This is a genomic window from Pseudomonas sp. FSL R10-2964 (assembly GCF_009600035.1).
In the GTDB taxonomy this organism is placed as follows: Bacteria; Pseudomonadota; Gammaproteobacteria; order Pseudomonadales; family Pseudomonadaceae; genus Aquipseudomonas; species Aquipseudomonas bubulae.
Genome location: NZ_WIWH01000020.1, coordinates 26,339 through 43,106, shown reverse-complemented (window position 1 = coordinate 43,106; position 16,768 = coordinate 26,339). Strand labels below are relative to the sequence as shown.

The 16,768-nt window shown below is 58.8% G+C and carries 16 protein-coding genes and 1 riboswitch; of the genes, 11 read left to right on the top strand and 5 right to left on the bottom strand.

Annotation, left to right across the window (positions count from 1 at the left end; genetic code table 11):
• Positions 1-158: 158 nt before the first annotated feature.
• From cysM to GHN92_RS13100, 5 genes are all read left to right on the top strand, one after another.
• The gene (cysM, locus tag GHN92_RS13120; RefSeq protein WP_133144859.1) at positions 159-1,061 is read left to right on the top strand and encodes a cysteine synthase CysM; all 903 of its coding nucleotides are present in this window, start codon (positions 159-161) and stop codon (positions 1,059-1,061) included.
• Positions 1,061-2,413, top strand: a complete 1,353-nt coding sequence (rlmD, locus tag GHN92_RS13115) for a 23S rRNA (uracil(1939)-C(5))-methyltransferase RlmD (protein WP_133144860.1) — start codon at positions 1,061-1,063, stop codon at positions 2,411-2,413. Before cysM ends, rlmD begins: the two co-directional genes overlap by 1 nt.
• Before the next feature lie 118 nt (positions 2,414-2,531).
• On the top strand, positions 2,532-4,787 hold the full coding sequence (gene relA, locus GHN92_RS13110; protein WP_095003074.1) for a GTP diphosphokinase: 2,256 nt from the start codon (positions 2,532-2,534) through the stop codon (positions 4,785-4,787).
• Positions 4,788-4,911: 124 nt separating this feature from the next.
• Entirely contained in the window at positions 4,912-5,745 is an 834-nt protein-coding gene (gene mazG, locus GHN92_RS13105; RefSeq protein ID WP_095003075.1) for a nucleoside triphosphate pyrophosphohydrolase, read from the top strand.
• A 22-nt stretch (positions 5,746-5,767) separates the two neighbouring features.
• Entirely contained in the window at positions 5,768-6,313 is a 546-nt protein-coding gene (locus GHN92_RS13100) for a DUF2058 domain-containing protein (RefSeq protein WP_153380350.1), read from the top strand.
• Positions 6,314-6,466: 153 nt separating this feature from the next.
• Here GHN92_RS13100 and GHN92_RS13095 read toward each other — a convergent pair whose 3' ends face one another.
• The 4 genes from GHN92_RS13095 to purM form a co-directional block, all read right to left on the bottom strand.
• Positions 6,467-6,649, bottom strand: a complete 183-nt coding sequence (locus tag GHN92_RS13095; protein WP_016779856.1) for a hypothetical protein — start codon at positions 6,647-6,649, stop codon at positions 6,467-6,469.
• 266 nt (positions 6,650-6,915) lie between these two features.
• Positions 6,916-7,629, bottom strand: coding sequence for a DUF3108 domain-containing protein (locus tag GHN92_RS13090; RefSeq protein ID WP_095019423.1), 714 nt, complete (start codon positions 7,627-7,629; stop codon positions 6,916-6,918).
• A gap of 8 nt (positions 7,630-7,637) precedes the next feature.
• Positions 7,638-8,288, bottom strand: a complete 651-nt coding sequence (gene purN / locus GHN92_RS13085) for a phosphoribosylglycinamide formyltransferase (protein ID WP_095003077.1) — start codon at positions 8,286-8,288, stop codon at positions 7,638-7,640.
• The gene (gene purM / locus GHN92_RS13080) at positions 8,288-9,346 is read right to left on the bottom strand and encodes a phosphoribosylformylglycinamidine cyclo-ligase (protein ID WP_016779859.1); all 1,059 of its coding nucleotides are present in this window, start codon (positions 9,344-9,346) and stop codon (positions 8,288-8,290) included. The genes purN and purM overlap by 1 nt, the downstream gene beginning before the upstream one ends.
• 371 nt (positions 9,347-9,717) lie before the next feature.
• Between purM and GHN92_RS13075 the strand changes: the two genes are divergently transcribed.
• The 5 genes from GHN92_RS13075 to GHN92_RS13055 all read left to right on the top strand — a co-directional run bounded on the left by GHN92_RS13075 (position 9,718) and on the right by GHN92_RS13055 (position 14,327).
• Positions 9,718-10,752: a DUF2066 domain-containing protein gene (locus GHN92_RS13075; protein ID WP_095003078.1), complete on the top strand. Its 1,035-nt coding sequence runs from the start codon at positions 9,718-9,720 to the stop codon at positions 10,750-10,752.
• Positions 10,753-10,787: 35 nt separating this feature from the next.
• Positions 10,788-11,861: an AI-2E family transporter gene (locus tag GHN92_RS13070; protein ID WP_095003079.1), complete on the top strand. Its 1,074-nt coding sequence runs from the start codon at positions 10,788-10,790 to the stop codon at positions 11,859-11,861.
• Positions 11,862-12,085: 224 nt separating this feature from the next.
• Entirely contained in the window at positions 12,086-12,790 is a 705-nt protein-coding gene (gene hda / locus GHN92_RS13065) for a DnaA regulatory inactivator Hda (protein WP_016779862.1), read from the top strand.
• A 225-nt stretch (positions 12,791-13,015) separates the two neighbouring features.
• Positions 13,016-13,642, top strand: coding sequence for a C40 family peptidase (locus GHN92_RS13060; protein WP_095003080.1), 627 nt, complete (start codon positions 13,016-13,018; stop codon positions 13,640-13,642).
• 145 nt (positions 13,643-13,787) lie between these two features.
• Positions 13,788-14,327, top strand: a complete 540-nt coding sequence (locus GHN92_RS13055; protein WP_095019425.1) for a C40 family peptidase — start codon at positions 13,788-13,790, stop codon at positions 14,325-14,327.
• 66 nt (positions 14,328-14,393) lie between these two features.
• On the opposite strand, the gene GHN92_RS13050 is transcribed toward GHN92_RS13055, so the two are convergent.
• Entirely contained in the window at positions 14,394-15,701 is a 1,308-nt protein-coding gene (locus GHN92_RS13050) for a sorbosone dehydrogenase family protein (protein WP_095003082.1), read from the bottom strand.
• A gap of 122 nt (positions 15,702-15,823) precedes the next feature.
• Positions 15,824-16,069: riboswitch (cobalamin riboswitch) on the top strand.
• Positions 16,070-16,146: 77 nt separating this feature from the next.
• Here GHN92_RS13050 and cobO point away from each other — a divergent pair.
• Complete coding sequence (gene cobO, locus GHN92_RS13045) at positions 16,147-16,758, top strand: cob(I)yrinic acid a,c-diamide adenosyltransferase (protein ID WP_095003083.1); 612 nt, start codon at positions 16,147-16,149, stop codon at positions 16,756-16,758.
• Positions 16,759-16,768: the final 10 nt, after the last annotated feature.

Genomic DNA, 16,768 nt, shown 5'->3' with positions numbered 1-16,768 from the left:
CGTCAGAATCGCGGGCAAGCCCGGCTCCCACAGGAATTATTGTGATGGGCTTGCGGCGCTTATAGCCTTTAACCATAAGCACCGTACTTTGCGTGATATGGGCTGTCGGCGTTTGTCGGTATGATGTGCGACCCCGCGGTCTGGATTGCGAATACGCCATGACATTGCAGTACCCAACTATCGCCGATTGCGTCGGCAACACTCCACTGGTGCGCTTGCAGCGCCTGGCTGGAAACACTACCAACACCTTGTTGCTCAAGCTCGAAGGGAACAACCCTGCAGGCTCGGTCAAGGACCGTCCGGCTCTGTCGATGATTGCCCGCGCCGAAGCGCGCGGCCAGATCCAGGCTGGCGATACCTTGATTGAAGCCACCTCGGGCAATACCGGGATTGCCCTGGCCATGGCCGCGGCGATCAAGGGCTACAAGATGATCCTGATCATGCCCGACAATTCCAGCGCCGAGCGCAAGGCTGCCATGACCGCCTACGGTGCCGAGCTGATCCTGGTCAGTCAGGAAGAGGGCATGGAAGGCGCCCGCGACCTGGCCGACAAGATGCAGGCCCAGGGCCTGGGCAAGGTGCTCGACCAGTTTGCCAACGGTGACAACCCCGAGGCTCACTACACCGGTACGGGCCCGGAAATCTGGCGTCAGACCAACGGTACCATCACCCACTTCATCAGTTCGATGGGTACTACCGGTACCATCATGGGCGTGTCGCGCTACCTCAAGGAGCAAAACCCGTGCGTGCAGATCGTCGGTTTGCAGCCGATGGAAGGCGCTGCCATTCCGGGCATCCGCCGCTGGCCGACCGAGTACTTGCCCAAGATCTACCAGGCCGACCGCGTAGACCGCATCGTCGACATGGCCCAGCGCGAAGCCGAAGACGTCACCCGCCGACTGGCCCGTGAAGAAGGCATTTTCTGTGGTGTGTCCTCGGGCGGAGCGGTGGCAGCGATGCTGCGCCTGAACCAGGAAGTCGAAAACGCGGTGATGGTCGCGATCATTTGTGACCGAGGCGACCGTTATCTGTCGACCGGCATTTACGATGCGCCCAACTGATGGCCAAGCAAGAGAGAGGCCTGCGCTTCCAGCCTGCTGGCGGCACCAAGGCTGCGCAAGTGCCTGCGGGCAAGAAACAGCGTTTGAATATCGAACGCCTGGCCAACGACGGCCGCGGTATTGCCTTTATTGAAGGGCGTACCTGGTTTGTTTCGGGGGCTCTGGCCGGTGAAGAAGTCGAAGCCCGGGTGCTGGGTGCCCATGGCAAGGTCGTTGAAGCCCGTACCGAGCGTGTTTTCAAGGCCAGCGAGATCCGTCGCCAGGCACCCTGTGCCCATGCGGGCAAGTGCGGCGGCTGCAGCGTGCAGCATTTGCCCCATGAAGAGCAGCTTGCACTGAAACAGCGCATGCTCGCCGAGCAACTGTCCCGCGTGGCCGGTGTCGAACCTCAAGAGTGGGCAGCGCCGCTGACCGGTCCCGAGTTTGGCTACCGCCGCCGGGCACGTATCGCCGTGCGCTGGGATGCGCGGGCCAAGCACCTGGACGTGGGTTTCCGTGCTGCTGGCAGCCAGGACATCGTCGCCATCGATCACTGTTTGGTTCTGGTACAGGCTTTGCAACCTATCATGACCGGGCTGCCCGCCATGTTGCGTCAACTGGGCAACCCCAAGGCACTGGGCCACGTGGAGTTGTTCAGTGGCTCGGCGATTGCGGTTTTGCTGCGCCATATGGCGCCGCTGAGCGCTGCCGACATGCAGGTCCTTGAGGCATTTTGCATTACCCATAACGCCCAATTGTGGCTGCATGGCGAAGGCGAGCCGCAGCCGGTCGATTTGACCCGGGCCTTGGGCTATCGTCTGGAAACATGGGATTTGCAGCTGGCGTATCGCCCCGGGGATTTTGTCCAGGTCAATGCCGGCGTTAACGAAGCGATGGTTGCTCAAGCCATTAAGTGGCTTGCGCCACAAGCTGACGAACGGATTCTTGACTTGTTCTGTGGGCTGGGTAACTTCGCTCTACCACTGGCACAAAAAGCGCGTGAAGTCGTGGCTGTTGAAGGTGTTGCGACCATGGTCGAACGCGCCGCGCAAAACGCGGTCAGTAACAGCCTGCATAATGCAGTGTTTTTTCAGGCCGACTTGTCGCAGCCGCTTGTGGATGCAACCTGGGCCAAAGCCGGTTTCAATGCGGTACTGCTCGATCCGCCTCGCGACGGCGCTTATGAAGTGGTACGAAAGTTGTCTGGCCTGGGTGCCAAACGTTTGGTGTATGTGTCGTGCAACCCGGCCACCCTGGCGCGCGACACGGTTGAACTGATTAAACAGGGTTACCGGTTAAAACGTGCCGCAATCCTCGACATGTTCCCGCAAACAGCGCATGTCGAGGCGATGGCGTTATTTGAAGCAGACTAGGATGTCTGTCTATTTCAACGGGCCCGCAACCCGCGACGCTATGCCCTGTAGCGCGCGGTTGGGATCAGGGCCTGTGATTTCGGCGCATTGAACCTGCGCTGTAGGGAAGGTAAGCAAGATGGTACAGGTCAGAGCACACCAGCCGATCAACACCGACGGCAGTCTCAACCTCGAGGCATGGCTGGATCATGCGGTGAGTGTCGATGTGGCGCTGGACCGTGAAGCCTTGAAAGAAGCGTGTGAGTTTGCACGCGAGGCCGAGCAGCAAGCCAATGCGGCGAAAAACCTGTGGGCCGAGGGCACCTCAAGCTTTCGTACCGGGTTGGAAATCGCCGAGATATTGGCCGATCTGAAACTGGATCAGGATTCCCTGGTTGCCGCGATTCTCTATCGTTGCGTGCGCGAAGGGCAGGTGCTGTTGCCTGCCGTCAGCCAGCGCTTCGGTCCGGTGGTGGCCAAACTGATTGATGGTGTACTGCGCATGGCGGCCATCAGTGCCAGCCTCAGCCCCCGTCAATCGATGGTGCTGGGCACCCAGGGCCAGGTCGAAAACCTGCGCAAGATGCTGGTTGCCATGGTTGATGACGTGCGCGTGGCACTGATCAAGCTGGCTGAACGTACCTGCGCGATTCGCGCAGTCAAAAATGCCCCGGACGAGAAGCGCAACCGCGTCGCCCGCGAGGTGTTCGATATTTATGCGCCATTGGCGCACCGCCTGGGCATCGGCCACATCAAGTGGGAGCTGGAGGACCTGTCCTTCCGCTATCTGGAGCCCGAGCAGTACAAACAGATCGCCACCTTGCTGCATGAGCGCCGCCTCGACCGCGAGCGCTTTATCAGCGATGTGATGAACCAGTTGCGTACCGAGCTGGAAGCCACCGGCGTGACCGACGCCGACATCAGCGGCCGGGCCAAGCATATCTACTCGATCTGGCGCAAAATGCAGCGCAAGGGCCTGGCCTTCAGCCAGATCTATGACGTGCGTGCCGTACGGGTACTGGTGCCGGAAATGCGCGACTGCTATACCGCGCTGGGCATCGTCCATACCCTGTGGCGGCATATCCCGAAGGAATTCGACGACTATATCGCCAACCCCAAGGAGAACGGCTACCGCTCGCTGCATACTGCCGTGATCGGGCCTGAAGGCAAGGTCCTGGAAGTGCAGATTCGCACCCATGCCATGCACGAAGAGGCCGAGCTGGGGGTTTGCGCGCACTGGCGCTACAAGGGCACTGACGTCAAGGCCGGGTCCAACCAGTACGAAGAGAAAATCTCGTGGTTGCGCCAGGTGCTGGAGTGGCACGAAGAACTGGGCGACATCGGTGGCCTGGCCGATCAGCTGCGCGTCGATATCGAGCCGGACCGGGTGTATATCTTCACCCCTGACGGGCATGCCATCGACCTGCCCAAGGGGGCGACGCCGCTGGACTTTGCCTACCGGGTTCACACCGAGATTGGCCACAACTGCCGTGGTGCCAAGATCAACGGGCGCATCGTGCCGCTCAACTACAGTCTGCAGACCGGTGAGCAGGTCGAGATCATCACCAGCAAGCACGGTACGCCGAGCCGCGACTGGCTGAACCCGAACCTGGGCTATGTCACCACCTCGCGGGCGCGGGCGAAAATCGTCCACTGGTTCAAGTTGCAGGCGCGCGATCAGAACGTCGCTGCCGGCAAAACCATGCTCGAGCGCGAACTCGGCCGTTTGGGCCTGCCGGCGGTGGATTACGAGAAGCTCGCCGACAAGGCCAACATGCGAACCGCCGAGGACATGTACGCGGCGCTCGGGGCTGGCGACTTGCGCCTGGCGCAGTTGATCAACCTGGCCCAGCAACAGGTCGAGCCTGAGCGCGGCAGCGAGCAGATGGAGCTGATCCCGCGTAAGGCCACGGGCTACAAGCCGGGCAAGCGTGGAGACATCCAGATCGAAGGCGTCGGCAACCTGCTGACCCAGATGGCCGGGTGCTGTCAGCCGCTGCCGGGGGATGCGATTGTCGGTTACATCACCCAGGGCCGTGGCGTCAGCATTCACCGCCAGGACTGCGCCTCGGTGCTGCAACTGGGCAGTCGTGAGCCGGAGCGGATGATTCAGGTCAACTGGGGGCCGATCCCGGTCTCGACCTATCCGGTGGATATCGAAATCCGCGCCTACGATCGTTCGGGCTTGTTGCGTGATGTGTCGCAGGTGTTGCTCAACGAACGGATCAACGTGCTGGCGGTCAACACCCGCTCGAACAAGGAAAACAACACCGCGTTGATGACCTTGACCATCGAGATCCCGGGGCTGGATGCGCTGGGGCGTTTACTGGGGCGGATCTCGCAACTGCCGAACATCATCGAAACCCGCCGGATCGGGCGTAGTGAGCCGCGCTGATCCTTTGTGGTAGCGGGCTTGCTCGCGATTGCATCTCCTCGGTGAGTCAGCTGTACCGGGGTGTTCATATCGCGAGCAAACCCGCTCCCACAGGGTGTGGTTAGCGTGTGCCAAAGGATTACAGATGTACAACCTCGACGACCTGCTGCACCTCATGGCCCGCCTGCGTGACCCGCAGTACGGCTGCCCGTGGGATATCAAGCAAACGTACGCCACTATCGTGCCTTATACCCTCGAAGAGGCCTACGAGGTCGCTGACGCCATTGAGCAGGGTGACTTCGAGCACCTGCAGGGCGAACTCGGCGATTTGCTGTTTCAAGTGGTGTATTACAGCCAGCTGGCCCGGGAAGAAGGCCGTTTCGAGTTTGCCGGGGTGATCGACAGCATTACCCGCAAGCTGATCCGCCGTCACCCCCATGTCTTTCCCACCGGTGACCTGTATGCGCCGCTGGATGTGCCGCGCTTGAGCGAAGAACAGGTCAAGGTACGCTGGGATGAGATCAAGGCCGAGGAGCGCGCAGAAAAGTCTACCGCCCCCGAGCAATTGTCCTTGCTTGACGATGTGCCCGTCGCCTTGCCTGCCCTGTCCCGCGCCGCCAAGCTGCAAAAGCGCGCCGCCCAGGTCGGTTTTGACTGGCCAGCGGCATTGCCGGTGCTGGACAAGGTGCGTGAAGAGCTGGATGAAGTGCTGGAGGCCATGGCCGACAACGATTCGGCGGCCATTCATGACGAAATCGGCGACCTGCTGTTTTCCGTGGTCAATCTGGCCCGTCATCTTAAAGTGGACCCGGAAACCGCCTTGCGTGGTGCCAATGCAAAATTTGATCGACGTTTCCGGTTTATCGAGCAGGCATTGCGCGATACCCTGCGTCCCATTGAAAGTTGCACCCTTGAAGACCTGGACGCCCTGTGGGGTGAAGCCAAGCGCCAGGAAAAGAATTTGCCCAGCTGCGGCTGAGTTTGCCTAAGTGAGTAAGTAGATGAGCATTTCCCTACGCGACCAGTTGCTCAAAGCCGGACTGGTCAACGAGAAGCAGGCCAAGCAGGCCGGCAAAGAAAAACAGAAACAACAGCGTCTGGCCCACAAAGGCCAGATCGAACTGGACGACACCCAGCAGCGTCTGGCTGCCGAAGCCAAGGCCGAGAAGGTCAAGCGCGACCAGGAACTGAACCGCCAGCAGCAGGAGAAGGTCGAGCAAAAAGCCCGTGCTGCGCAGATCAAGCAATTGATCGAAGTATCACGTCTGCCCAAGCTGACCACTGAGGACTACTACAACTTCGTTGATGACAAAAAGGTCAAGCGCCTGTCGGTCAACACCCTGATGCGCAACAAGCTGGCCAATGGCTCGCTGGCGATCGTGCAGCACCAGGACGGCTACGAAGTCATCCCCCGTGAAGCTGCACTGAAGATCCAGGAGCGCGATCCGCGCCGGATCGTGCAGCTGAATATCCTGGTTGAGCCGAAAACCCCGGAAGAAGACGATCCGTACGCGGCCTATCAGATCCCTGATGACCTGATGTGGTAGTGCTGGCATAACCTGTGGGAGCGAGCCTGCTCGCGAAAGCGTTCGCTGCTCTTCGCGAGCAGGCTCGCTCCCACAGAGTGTTGCGTTGGCGCATAACAAAACAAACCCCGCTTCGGCGGGGTTTGTGTTTTTCAAGACAGTAGTTTCTTCTGCTCAGGCCTGGCGTTTCTGCGCTTCCAGCTTTTCCAGCTCAGCCTTGTAGCTGTGAGCGTCGCTTTCGCGGTGGAACATGCCTACCAGTATGTCTTCTTGATGCACATCCCATAGGTGTACACCGTGGGCTACCAGTTGGTGGAACATACGTGAATCGTCGCGCTCAGTTACTTTGATAGTCATCTGCTTGCTCCAAATTCTGATGAGGGCCTGCGGCAAGGCGTCGCAGGACTTCTTTATAGAATCTGTTAGCTTCCTAAGTAAATAGCTGATTGTCGCGCTGTCATCTTGCAGAAAATCCTTAAACCCTGCAGCCCTTTAAGCACGGGGTGTTTACGGATTTGTTTAATAGTTTTATGAAAAATGTTTCATGTTTTTGGTGTGTTACAGACCAAAAAAACCTCGCCGAAGCGAGGTTTTTTTGAGGCTTGCAGCTAAAGGCTTGTCGCTTAGTTGCCCTTGACCGTTTTGCCATCCACCGTGCCGTCCAGCAGCATGATGTTGTATTCCTTGCCGTCTTTTTCGACCTGGCGCAGTTTGACCAGCAGCGAACCCCAGTTCTTGGCGAACCACATTTCAGTGATGCGCTTGTTCTGTGTCGGGTCGCGTACGCGCTCAACCTTGATTGCGTCGACCTTGCCAGCCTTGGTTTCAACCACTTCAGGGCCGATCACGCGAAAGTCATAGGTGTCGACGTCATTGCCATCAACCACCTGGTAGCTCATGGACTTTTTGCCGGCTTCTACGTCACGCTGCAGTGCCAGCTGGTAGGTGGACTTGTCGAGCATGCCGCTGAGCAAGGGTACTTTGACAGCGTCGCCCTGATCGGTGCCGGTGACCATCTTGGCCGCCCAGTCGAAATCCAGATCGATCTTCTTGGCTTTTCCCAGGCCGCCACGTTCAAAGTGGTAGGTCAGCGGGATCAGCGTGTTTTTCTCGATTTTGAGGGTGCTTTCTTCGTTCAGGCTGGCTACCAGCATTGAAGCCTTGAAATTCAAGGTCCAGATACCATTGTCACCCTTGGTCAGGCTGCGCTCGGCAGAACCGCTCATGGGCAGCTGTTTCCAGTCTGCGGTGTAGCTGGCCTTGAAAGGCTGAAGATCGGCCGCTTGGACTGCTGGAATAGCCAGCAGGCTAAGGGCGAGAAGCAGGGCACGACGCATAAGTTCTCCTAGGTTCGTATCAAGTGGCCGCTGGCCGCAAGTAATTGACCGTCCAATAATGCGCCTCGCTCGTCAAGTGACAAGCGACCTTCGGCAAACCAGCGCACTGCAAGCGGATAAATCCGGTGTTCCTGGGCGTGAACCCGTTGCGCCAGGCTATGTGGCGAGTCATCGGACTCTACCGGTATCACTGCCTGTACGACCAGAGGTCCGCCGTCGAGTTCCTCGGTCACAAAGTGCACGCTGCAGCCGTGCTCACCGTCTCCTGCTTCCAGCGCCCGCTGGTGCGTGTGCAAACCCTTGTATTTGGGGAGCAGGGAAGGGTGGATATTCAGCAGGCGACCCTGATAGTGACGCACGAATTCTGCGCTGAGAATGCGCATGAACCCGGCCAGAACCACCAGTTTCGGTTTGAATTCGTCGATGACTTTGATCAATGCAGCATCGAAGGCCTCGCGGCCCTCGAATGCCTTGTGATCCAGTACGCGGGTATCGATACCCGCGTCTTTGGCGCGTTGCAGGCCGTAGGCATCTGCGCGGTTGGAGATCACCGCGCGGATTGTTGCCGGGCTGGCCTTGACGTCATCGCTGTCGATCAAGGCCTGCAAGTTGCTGCCGGTGCCGGAAAGCAGCACCACTACATCACAGGTATCAGGCATTAGTGCGCCTTGATGTTTTGCAGCTCAACTTGCGCAGCGCCTTCAGCGGCGGTTGCGATCTGACCGATGACCCAAGGCTGCTCGCCCGCTTCACGCAGTACGTTCAGCGCGGTTTCAACGTCAGCCTGAGCTACGCAGATGACCATGCCAACGCCGCAGTTCAGCACGCGGTGCATTTCGTGCTCGTCCACGTTGCCTTTTTCCTGCAGCCAGTCGAAGACGGCAGGGCGCTGCCAGCTGGCAACGTCAACCACCGCTTGTGCACCTTTTGGCAGTACGCGCGGGATGTTGTCGAGCAGGCCGCCACCGGTGATGTGGGCCATGGCCTTGACCACGCCGGTTTCCTTGATCAGTTTGAGCAGCGGCTTGACGTAGATGCGGGTCGGCGCCATCAGCAGGTCGGTCAGTGGCTTGCCGTCGAGCTGGATGTTTTCGATGTCGGCACCCGACACTTCGATGATCTTGCGGATCAGCGAGTAGCCGTTGGAGTGCGGGCCCGAGGACGGCAAGGCGAGCAGGGCGTCGCCGGCAGCGACCTTGGAACCGTCGATGATCTCGGATTTTTCTACAACGCCAACGCAGAAGCCGGCCAGGTCGTAGTCTTCGCCTTCGTACATGCCTGGCATTTCAGCGGTTTCGCCGCCAACCAGCGAGCAACCGGACAGTTCGCAGCCAGCGCCGATACCGGTTACCACCTGGGTCGCGGTTTCAACGTTGAGCTTGCCGGTGGCGTAGTAGTCAAGGAAGAACAGAGGCTCGGCGCCGCATACGATCAGGTCGTTGACGCACATGGCAACCAGGTCGATACCGATGCTGTCGTGCTTGTTCAGGTTCAGGGCCAGGCGCAGCTTGGTGCCGACGCCGTCAGTGCCGGAAACCAGAACAGGCTGCTTGTAGCCAGCCGGAATTTCGCAGAGGGCGCCAAAACCGCCGAGGCCGCCCATCACTTCCGGGCGTGCAGTGCGCTTGGCCACGCTCTTGATGCGTTCGACCAATGCTTCACCGGCGTCGATGTCTACACCGGCGTCTTTGTAGCTCAGGGATGGTTGCTTGCTCATAATCCAGGCCTTTAGGGGGGATTCGGGGGTATCGACCGAGTTCAGGGGGCAGGCTTGCAAGTGCTCAAGGATTGCACCAGAGCATTTGCAGGGTGCCCGGCTGTTGGCGGTCTGCGAAGGCGCGCGATTTTATCAGGCTTGAAGGGCAGCGGCCATCCTCGGGCCGACAGGCAGGGTTATATCTGGCGAAAAAAACCTTTTTTAGTCGTACTTGGGTCTGCGCACAGGCCTGTATAAGGTATAGAGAGGTTGTGTGACCGCGTGAAAACGCGAAACGGGCGTGAATGATTTGGCCGTGGCCGTGTCAGAAGTCTGTTCGAGTGTTTTTATGGCGTCCTTAATAGGCTGCTTTTTGTCATCGGGAATCTTTCATGCGTTTTAGCCAATTTTTAGCCGTGGGCTGTCTGTCTTTTTTCAGCCTGGCCAGTCATGCCGAAATCCTCACCGGTCTTTATCAGGTGCTCGAGCCAGTCACCACCCAGTCACCTGATGAGCGCACCCAGGCTACGCAAAAGGCCCTGGAAACCCTGGTGTTGCGTCTGACCGGAGATGCCGCGGCGATTAAGAGTCCGGCGCTGGAGGCGATTCGCAAAGATCCGCAGCAAATCATCAGTCGCTACGGCTATGACGCCGGCCCGCCGCAAAGCCTGCAAGTGGACTTCGATCCGGTGAGTACCGATCGTGCGTTGCATCAGGCCGGGCTGTCGCTGTGGGGCAGTAATCGCCCTGCGCTGCTGGGCTGGTGGCTGAATGACTCGGTCGAAGGTTCGAGCCTGGTGGGGGACGGTCAGTCAGTGGCCGAGCCGTTGCGTCGTGCCGCGCAGCATCGGGGTTTGCCATTGCGCTTGCCGTTGGCGGATTTGAGTGAACAGCTTGTGGGTACGGCTGAAAATCTTGAGGGCAGCAATCCTGCGCCTTTAAAAGACGCTTCCGAGCGTTATGGTGCGGACGCATTGCTGGCGGTGCATGCTCGTGAAGATGACGGGCAGTGGAGCGCCAAATGGCGTTTGTGGGTAGGTGATCAGCAGGAGCAGGGCAGCGCTCAGGCTCCTGATCAGGCAGCGCTGGCCGATGCCGTGATGCTTGCGGTCAGCCAGCGTCTGGCGCCGCGCTATGCGGTCAAGCCCGGGGTTTCTTCCGAGCAGTTGCTCGAAGTGCAAGGCATGACGTTGCAGCGTTATGCGCAGCTGGGGCATTTGCTTGAGCCTTTTGGTGCGCAACTCAAGAGCGTTGACGGTGATCGTGTTGTGTACCTGGTAAACGGCAGCGCCGAGCAGTTGCGTTCGCAATTGGGGCTGGCGCAGTTGCAGGAAGTACCGGCGGGGCAAGTGCCTGTTGCGGCTGATGGGGGGCAGGCGTCAAGTGTTGCCTCAGGCCCTGCGGCGCAGTTGCGGTTTCGCTGGTAGGTTGATGTCTTCTTTATATAAGGATGGGGTGGCTCATGGCTGATTCGCGACGGTGGGTGTGGTGGGGCGTGGCGTTGGGATTCGCCCTGTTCGTGTATTTCCTGCATCCGATACTCACGCCTTTTCTGGTCGCCATCGTCCTGGCCTATATGTTCGACCCTGTGGTCGATCGACTGGAAAGGTTCGGACTTTCAAGAACCTGGGGTGTGGTTGCGGTCTTTACCGTGTTCACTGTCATTTTGATGACATTGCTGCTGGTACTGGTGCCGCTGCTGGCCAAGCAACTGTTGAAGCTCTATCAGTTGGCACCGCAGATCCTCGACTGGCTGCAGCACACGGCAATGCCGTGGGTGCAAGCCAAGTTCGGCTTGAGTGACAGTTTCTGGAAGTTCGACAAGATCAAGGCGGCGATCACCGAGCATATGGGGCAGGCCACTGACATTGTCGGAATCGTCCTGTCCAAGGCCACGGCTTCCAGTCTGGCGCTGATCGGCTTTTTGGCCAATCTGGTGTTGATTCCGGTGGTGGCGTTCTACCTGTTGCGTGATTGGAACATCATGATGGCAAAGATTCGCGGTCTGTTGCCGCGGGCTCGGGCAGATCAGATCGTGTCACTGGCCAAAGAGTGCCACGACGTGCTCGGCGCGTTTGTGCGCGGTCAGTTGCTGGTGATGCTGGCGCTGGGGGTGATCTACTCGGCGGGCCTGATGCTGGTCGGCCTCGAGCTGGGGTTGTTGATCGGCTTGATGGCGGGTATAGCGGCCATCGTGCCGTATATGGGCTTTATTGTCGGCATCGGTGCGGCGTTGGTTGCCGGGTTATTCCAGTTTGGCGGGGATCTGTACCCGATGCTCGGCATCGTGGCGGTGTTTATGATCGGCCAAGCCCTGGAGGGCACCGTGCTTACCCCGCTGCTGGTGGGTGACAAAATCGGTATGCACCCGGTGGCGGTGATCTTTGCGATTCTGGCTGGCGGTGAGCTGTTCGGTTTTACCGGTGTATTGCTGGCCTTGCCGGTAGCGGCCGTGATCATGGTGCTGGTGCGCCATGTGCAGGATTTGTATAAGGATTCCCAGGTCTATAAAGGCAGTGAGGATCCGCAGTTGTAGAGGGTGGGTTGTGAAGCGGCGGGGTTGTCGCGAGGCGGCCCGGCCTTCTTTGTGCGTTCGAGGCGGCTCGCAGGCGCCAGAAAAAGCCCAATCAATCCAAGACCTTAACGCAAACCTTTGATTTTGCTCGTGGTCTGTTACATTGTGTGCCCGGCGACACGGGTATAAACTTTTCAAACCTTACACAGAGGCCACTAACGGTTCGCTTGAACTGTTCAGTCAGCATGAAACCGATTCAGCTGCCCCTAGGTGTGCGTCTGCGTGATGACGCTACCTTCATAAACTATTATCCAGGCGCCAATGCCGCTGCACTCGGCTATGTCGAACGTCTGTGCGAAGCCGACGCCGGCTGGACAGAAAGCCTGATTTACCTGTGGGGCAAACATGGCGTAGGGCGTACGCACCTGCTGCAGGCCGCTTGCCTGCGCTTTGAGCAGATGGGCGAACCGGCGGTTTACCTGCCGCTGGCCGAGTTGCTGGATCGCGGCATAGAAATCCTCGATAACCTTGAGCAGTACGAGCTGGTTTGCCTGGATGACCTGCAGGCGGTGGCCGGGCGTGCTGATTGGGAAGAGGCGCTGTTCCATCTGTTCAACCGGCTGCGTGACAGCGGCCGGCGCCTGTTGATTGCAGCCTCCACCTCGCCTCGAGAATTGCCGATCAAACTGGCAGACCTCAAGTCCCGCCTGACCATGGCGCTGGTTTTCCAGATGCGCCCCCTGTCCGATGAGGACAAGCTGCGGGCTTTGCAGTTGCGTGCTTCACGCCGTGGCCTGCACCTGACTGACGAAGTCGGGCATTTCATTCTCACGCGCGGTACCCGCAGCATGAGTGCCTTGTTTGATTTGCTCGAGCGGCTCGATCAAGCGTCCTTGCAGGCGCAGCGCAAGCTGACCATTCCCTTCCTGAAAGAAACCCTTGGCTGGTAGCTCAGCCCTTCAAAAATAAGGGTTGTAGCCGGTTTTGACAGTTTCCAGGCGCCAAAAATCCTGCGCGGCCAAAGGGCTGTGGGCGCAAAATCTGTCGTCAGGGGTGTAAAGCCTTAGATGTCACGACAAAACCATCAAGTCACATTTAGATCGATTGAATTTGCAAATGAGGATCATAGAAGGCATAGTCGCGGCTACTTTTTCTAATAAGCCACGGTCGTGCCCATGCTAAAGCGCTTCGCACCCCTCGTGCCCCTCGCACTCGTTACCCTGTTGTTTGGTTGTGCTGCTCACACGCCAGTGTCGCAGCAAGTCGTCCAGGCTCAGGTTCAAAAGTCATCTTCGGTCTCGCAAACTTCCGCTCTTTATCAGGAAGAACTGGCAACCGAAAAAGAACTGGCTGAGTTTTCTGCCAACAGCAAGCCTTATGAATTGCCAGCTCTGGCTGACAGCATTCTAGAGCGCGGTATGTCCTTGATCGGTACCCGTTACCGTTTTGGTGGCACCTCCGAGGCAGGCTTCGATTGCAGCGGCTTTATCGGTTATCTGTTCAAGGAAGAGGCGGGCATGCAATTGCCGCGCTCAACCCGCGAAATGATCAACGTAAAAGCACCGCTGGTCGCACGGAATAATTTGAAACCGGGTGATTTGCTGTTCTTCAGCACCAATGGTCGTGGCCGTGTGAGCCATGCCGGGATTTACCTGGGTGATGACCAGTTTATTCACTCCAGCAGCCGCCGCAGCGGTGGTGTGCGGATTGATAACCTGGGTGACAGCTACTGGAGCAAGACCTTTATTGAGGCCAAACGCGCCCTGGCGATGGCCCCTGCGAGCGTCGTAGCCCGCAAGTAAAGTTAATGTGTTACTTGAAGTTCTGCAGCTAAGAGCTAGAATTAAGTCGCAATGTTAAATTTCTGAAGCCGCGAAGGTGCCCCCTCTCGCGGCTTTGGGGTTCGCGGCCTGAGTTGCCGTATCCAGAATCAGGAACATTCTGTTTATGTCGATCATGGCCCGCGTTGCTCTCCTCACTTTAGCAGCACTGCTCAGTGCCTGCGCCAGCCGCACCCCGCCAGCCCCCGTGGCACAAAAGCCGGTTGTGTTTATCACTCATCCCGAAGAAACCTCGCCGGTTGCCGCAGATGTGCTTTTTCGCGCCCTTGGTCTGGTAGGTACGCCTTATCGCTGGGGCGGCAATACCCCGGATTCGGGGTTTGATTGCAGTGGCCTGATCAAGTACGTGTACAACGACGCCGCGGGTATTTCGTTGCCGCGCACTACGCGCGAGATGATCGTGATGCGTGCGCAGAGCATCGGCCAGGACAAGCTGCAAACCGGTGACCTGCTGTTCTTTGCAACCAATGGTGGCTCCCAGGTCAGTCACGCCGGGATCTACGTAGGCGAAGGGCGCTTTGTCCATGCGCCGGCCACGGGCGGTACGGTTAAGCTGGACAGCCTGAACAAGGCCTACTGGCAGAGGGCTTATCTGAATGCCAAGCGCGTGTTGCCGACCGAGCAGCATTTGGCACGTTTGCCCTAAAGCCCCTCACCCCAACCCTCTCCCTCCGGGGAGGGCTAGGGTGAGGGCGGCTCTTGATTAGAAAGCCTATTTTCCCGACACCCGCCAAACCTTGTTGCCTACATCATCAGCCACCAACAAGTCCCCTTGCTTGTCGATCACCACGCCCACTGGCCGGCCCATGGCTTTTTCGTCGGCGTTAAGAAAGCCGGTCAGCACATCGATCGGCATGCCCTCCGGTTTGCCGCCGGCAAAAGGCACGAAAATCACTTTGTAACCACTGTGGGGTTTGCGGTTCCAGGAGCCGTGCTGGCCGATAAAGGCACCCTGGGTAAAGCCGGGTAAATGGCTGCCTTCGGCAAACGTCAGCCCCAAAGACGCCGTGTGTGGCCCAACGGCGTAATCCGGGGCAATGGCCTTGGCCACCAGTTCAGGGTTTTGCGGGTTGACCCGCACATCCACATGCTGGCCGTAGTAGCTGTAGGGCCAGCCATAGAAGCCGCCATCCTGGACTGATGTGATGTAGTCGGGCACCAGGTCACTGCCGATTTCGTCACGCTCATTAACTGCTGTCCAGAGCTTGCCGGAGGTGGGCTCCCAGTCCATGCCATTAGGGTTGCGCAGGCCCGACGCAAAAATGCGGTGGCTGCCGGTGGCCGGGTCGACTTCCCAGATCGCGGCGCGACCTTGCTCCTTGTCCATGCCATTTTCGCCCACATTGCTGTTGGATCCGACGGTCACATATAACTTGGTGCCGTCCTTGCTGGCGATCACGTTTTTGGTCCAATGGTGGTTCAGAGGCCCGCCGGGTAAGTCCACCACCTTGACCGGTTTGGCGCTGATGCTGTTTTCACCGGCTTGATAGGGGAAGCGCAACAGCTTGTCGGCATCTGCCACATACAGATCGTTACCCACCAGCGTCATGCCAAAGGGAGAGTTCAGGTTCTCAATAAACACGGTGCGGGTTTCGGCGACGCCATCGTGGTCCGCGTCGCGCAGCAGGGTAATCCGGTTTGCACTTGGCACTCCGGCCCCGGCGCGGGACATGACCTTGTCTGCGATCCAGCCCTTGATGCCCTTGCTGTCATCCGGCTTGGGCGGCGAATTGGATTCGGCCACCAGCACGTCGCCGTTGGGCAGTACATAGAGCCAGCGCGGGTGGTCGAGGTTCTGGGCGAAAGCGGCGACGTGCAAGCCGTGGGCAGCCACTGGGGTGGCATTATCGGGCCAGCCGATGGCGGGGGCGATATTGACCGTCGGAATCAGGGTTTTATTGGGTTCGGGAAGCTTGGGTGATGGGCCGGTTCCCTCACTGACTTGCAGGGTCGAGCTTTCGCCGCAAGCGACCAATCCTGCGGCAAGAACAATAACAACGGCGTGCTGGCGCTTGAGCATGTGGTTCTCCATAAGATCTTGTCTGGTAGTAGAGAAGCGTAGCTGTTTAAAGGTTCAGCCCGGGCGCCGGATAAAGCCTTTAGGCGCCGGCTTTAATTGACGCTCCACCCCCAACCCTCTAACCTTCGCGGCTTGTTTCAGGTGCTCTGTGGCAACGGGTCGACAGAGTGAAACAGGGAAGCCGGTGAGGGAGTGTTGGACCTACACAACCGCCACGATCCCGGCGCTGCCCCCGCAACGGTAAACGAGTCAAAGCCACGCTCAGTGCCACTGTGTTTTTTGCACGGGAAGGCGCGTGGACAAGGGTGCACCCTACAGGTGCCGCCCGCTTGTGAGCCCGGAGACCGGCCTGATCCATCCACCACTCTCGCGGCGGGCGATGCAGTGTGTTTTTTCAATTTCCCCCGCCTCCCGTTTGCATCATCGAACCCAACGGAGAGTTGCCATGAATGAATCCCCCGAGCGCGACGAACGCCATCAGGCGCGCATGCTGCGCAAAAAAGCGGTTATGGACGAGCGCATTGCCAGCTCGCCCAATGAATGCGGACTGCTGCTGGTATTGACCGGCAATGGCAAAGGCAAAAGCAGTTCTGCGTTTGGCATGCTGGCCCGGGCCATGGGCCACGGCATGCAGTGCGGCGTGGTGCAGTTCATCAAGGGGCGCAACAGCACCGGTGAGGAGATTTTCTTCCGCCGTTTTCCCGAGCAGGTGCGCTACCACGTGATGGGTGAAGGCTTTACCTGGGAAACCCAGGACCGCCAGCGCGATATCGCCGCCGCCGAAGCCGCGTGGGAAGTGTCCCGCGAGATGCTGCGCGATCCGTCCATTGGGTTGGTGGTGCTCGATGAGCTGAATATCGCGCTCAAGCACGGCTACCTCGATCTGGAACAGGTGCTCGCCGACCTGCAAGCCCGTCCGCCCATGCAGCATGTGCTGGTCACCGGCCGTGGCGCCAAACCTGAACTGATTGATCTGGCTGATACCGTGACTGAGATGGCGGTGGTCAAACACGCTTTCCAGGCCGGGATCAAAGCCCAGAAAGGCATCGAATTGTGAGTGTTGAAGT

Coding starts and splice junctions, on each gene's coding strand:
- cysM (WP_133144859.1), top strand. CDS start 159: ATGACATTGCAGTACCCAACTATCGCCGATTGCGTCGGCAACACTCCA.
- rlmD (WP_133144860.1), top strand. CDS start 1,061: ATGGCCAAGCAAGAGAGAGGCCTGCGCTTCCAGCCTGCTGGCGGCACC.
- relA (WP_095003074.1), top strand. CDS start 2,532: ATGGTACAGGTCAGAGCACACCAGCCGATCAACACCGACGGCAGTCTC.
- mazG (WP_095003075.1), top strand. CDS start 4,912: ATGTACAACCTCGACGACCTGCTGCACCTCATGGCCCGCCTGCGTGAC.
- GHN92_RS13100 (WP_153380350.1), top strand. CDS start 5,768: ATGAGCATTTCCCTACGCGACCAGTTGCTCAAAGCCGGACTGGTCAAC.
- GHN92_RS13095 (WP_016779856.1), bottom strand. CDS start 6,649: ATGACTATCAAAGTAACTGAGCGCGACGATTCACGTATGTTCCACCAA.
- GHN92_RS13090 (WP_095019423.1), bottom strand. CDS start 7,629: ATGCGTCGTGCCCTGCTTCTCGCCCTTAGCCTGCTGGCTATTCCAGCA.
- purN (WP_095003077.1), bottom strand. CDS start 8,288: ATGCCTGATACCTGTGATGTAGTGGTGCTGCTTTCCGGCACCGGCAGC.
- purM (WP_016779859.1), bottom strand. CDS start 9,346: ATGAGCAAGCAACCATCCCTGAGCTACAAAGACGCCGGTGTAGACATC.
- GHN92_RS13075 (WP_095003078.1), top strand. CDS start 9,718: ATGCGTTTTAGCCAATTTTTAGCCGTGGGCTGTCTGTCTTTTTTCAGC.
- GHN92_RS13070 (WP_095003079.1), top strand. CDS start 10,788: ATGGCTGATTCGCGACGGTGGGTGTGGTGGGGCGTGGCGTTGGGATTC.
- hda (WP_016779862.1), top strand. CDS start 12,086: ATGAAACCGATTCAGCTGCCCCTAGGTGTGCGTCTGCGTGATGACGCT.
- GHN92_RS13060 (WP_095003080.1), top strand. CDS start 13,016: ATGCTAAAGCGCTTCGCACCCCTCGTGCCCCTCGCACTCGTTACCCTG.
- GHN92_RS13055 (WP_095019425.1), top strand. CDS start 13,788: ATGTCGATCATGGCCCGCGTTGCTCTCCTCACTTTAGCAGCACTGCTC.
- GHN92_RS13050 (WP_095003082.1), bottom strand. CDS start 15,701: ATGCTCAAGCGCCAGCACGCCGTTGTTATTGTTCTTGCCGCAGGATTG.
- cobO (WP_095003083.1), top strand. CDS start 16,147: ATGAATGAATCCCCCGAGCGCGACGAACGCCATCAGGCGCGCATGCTG.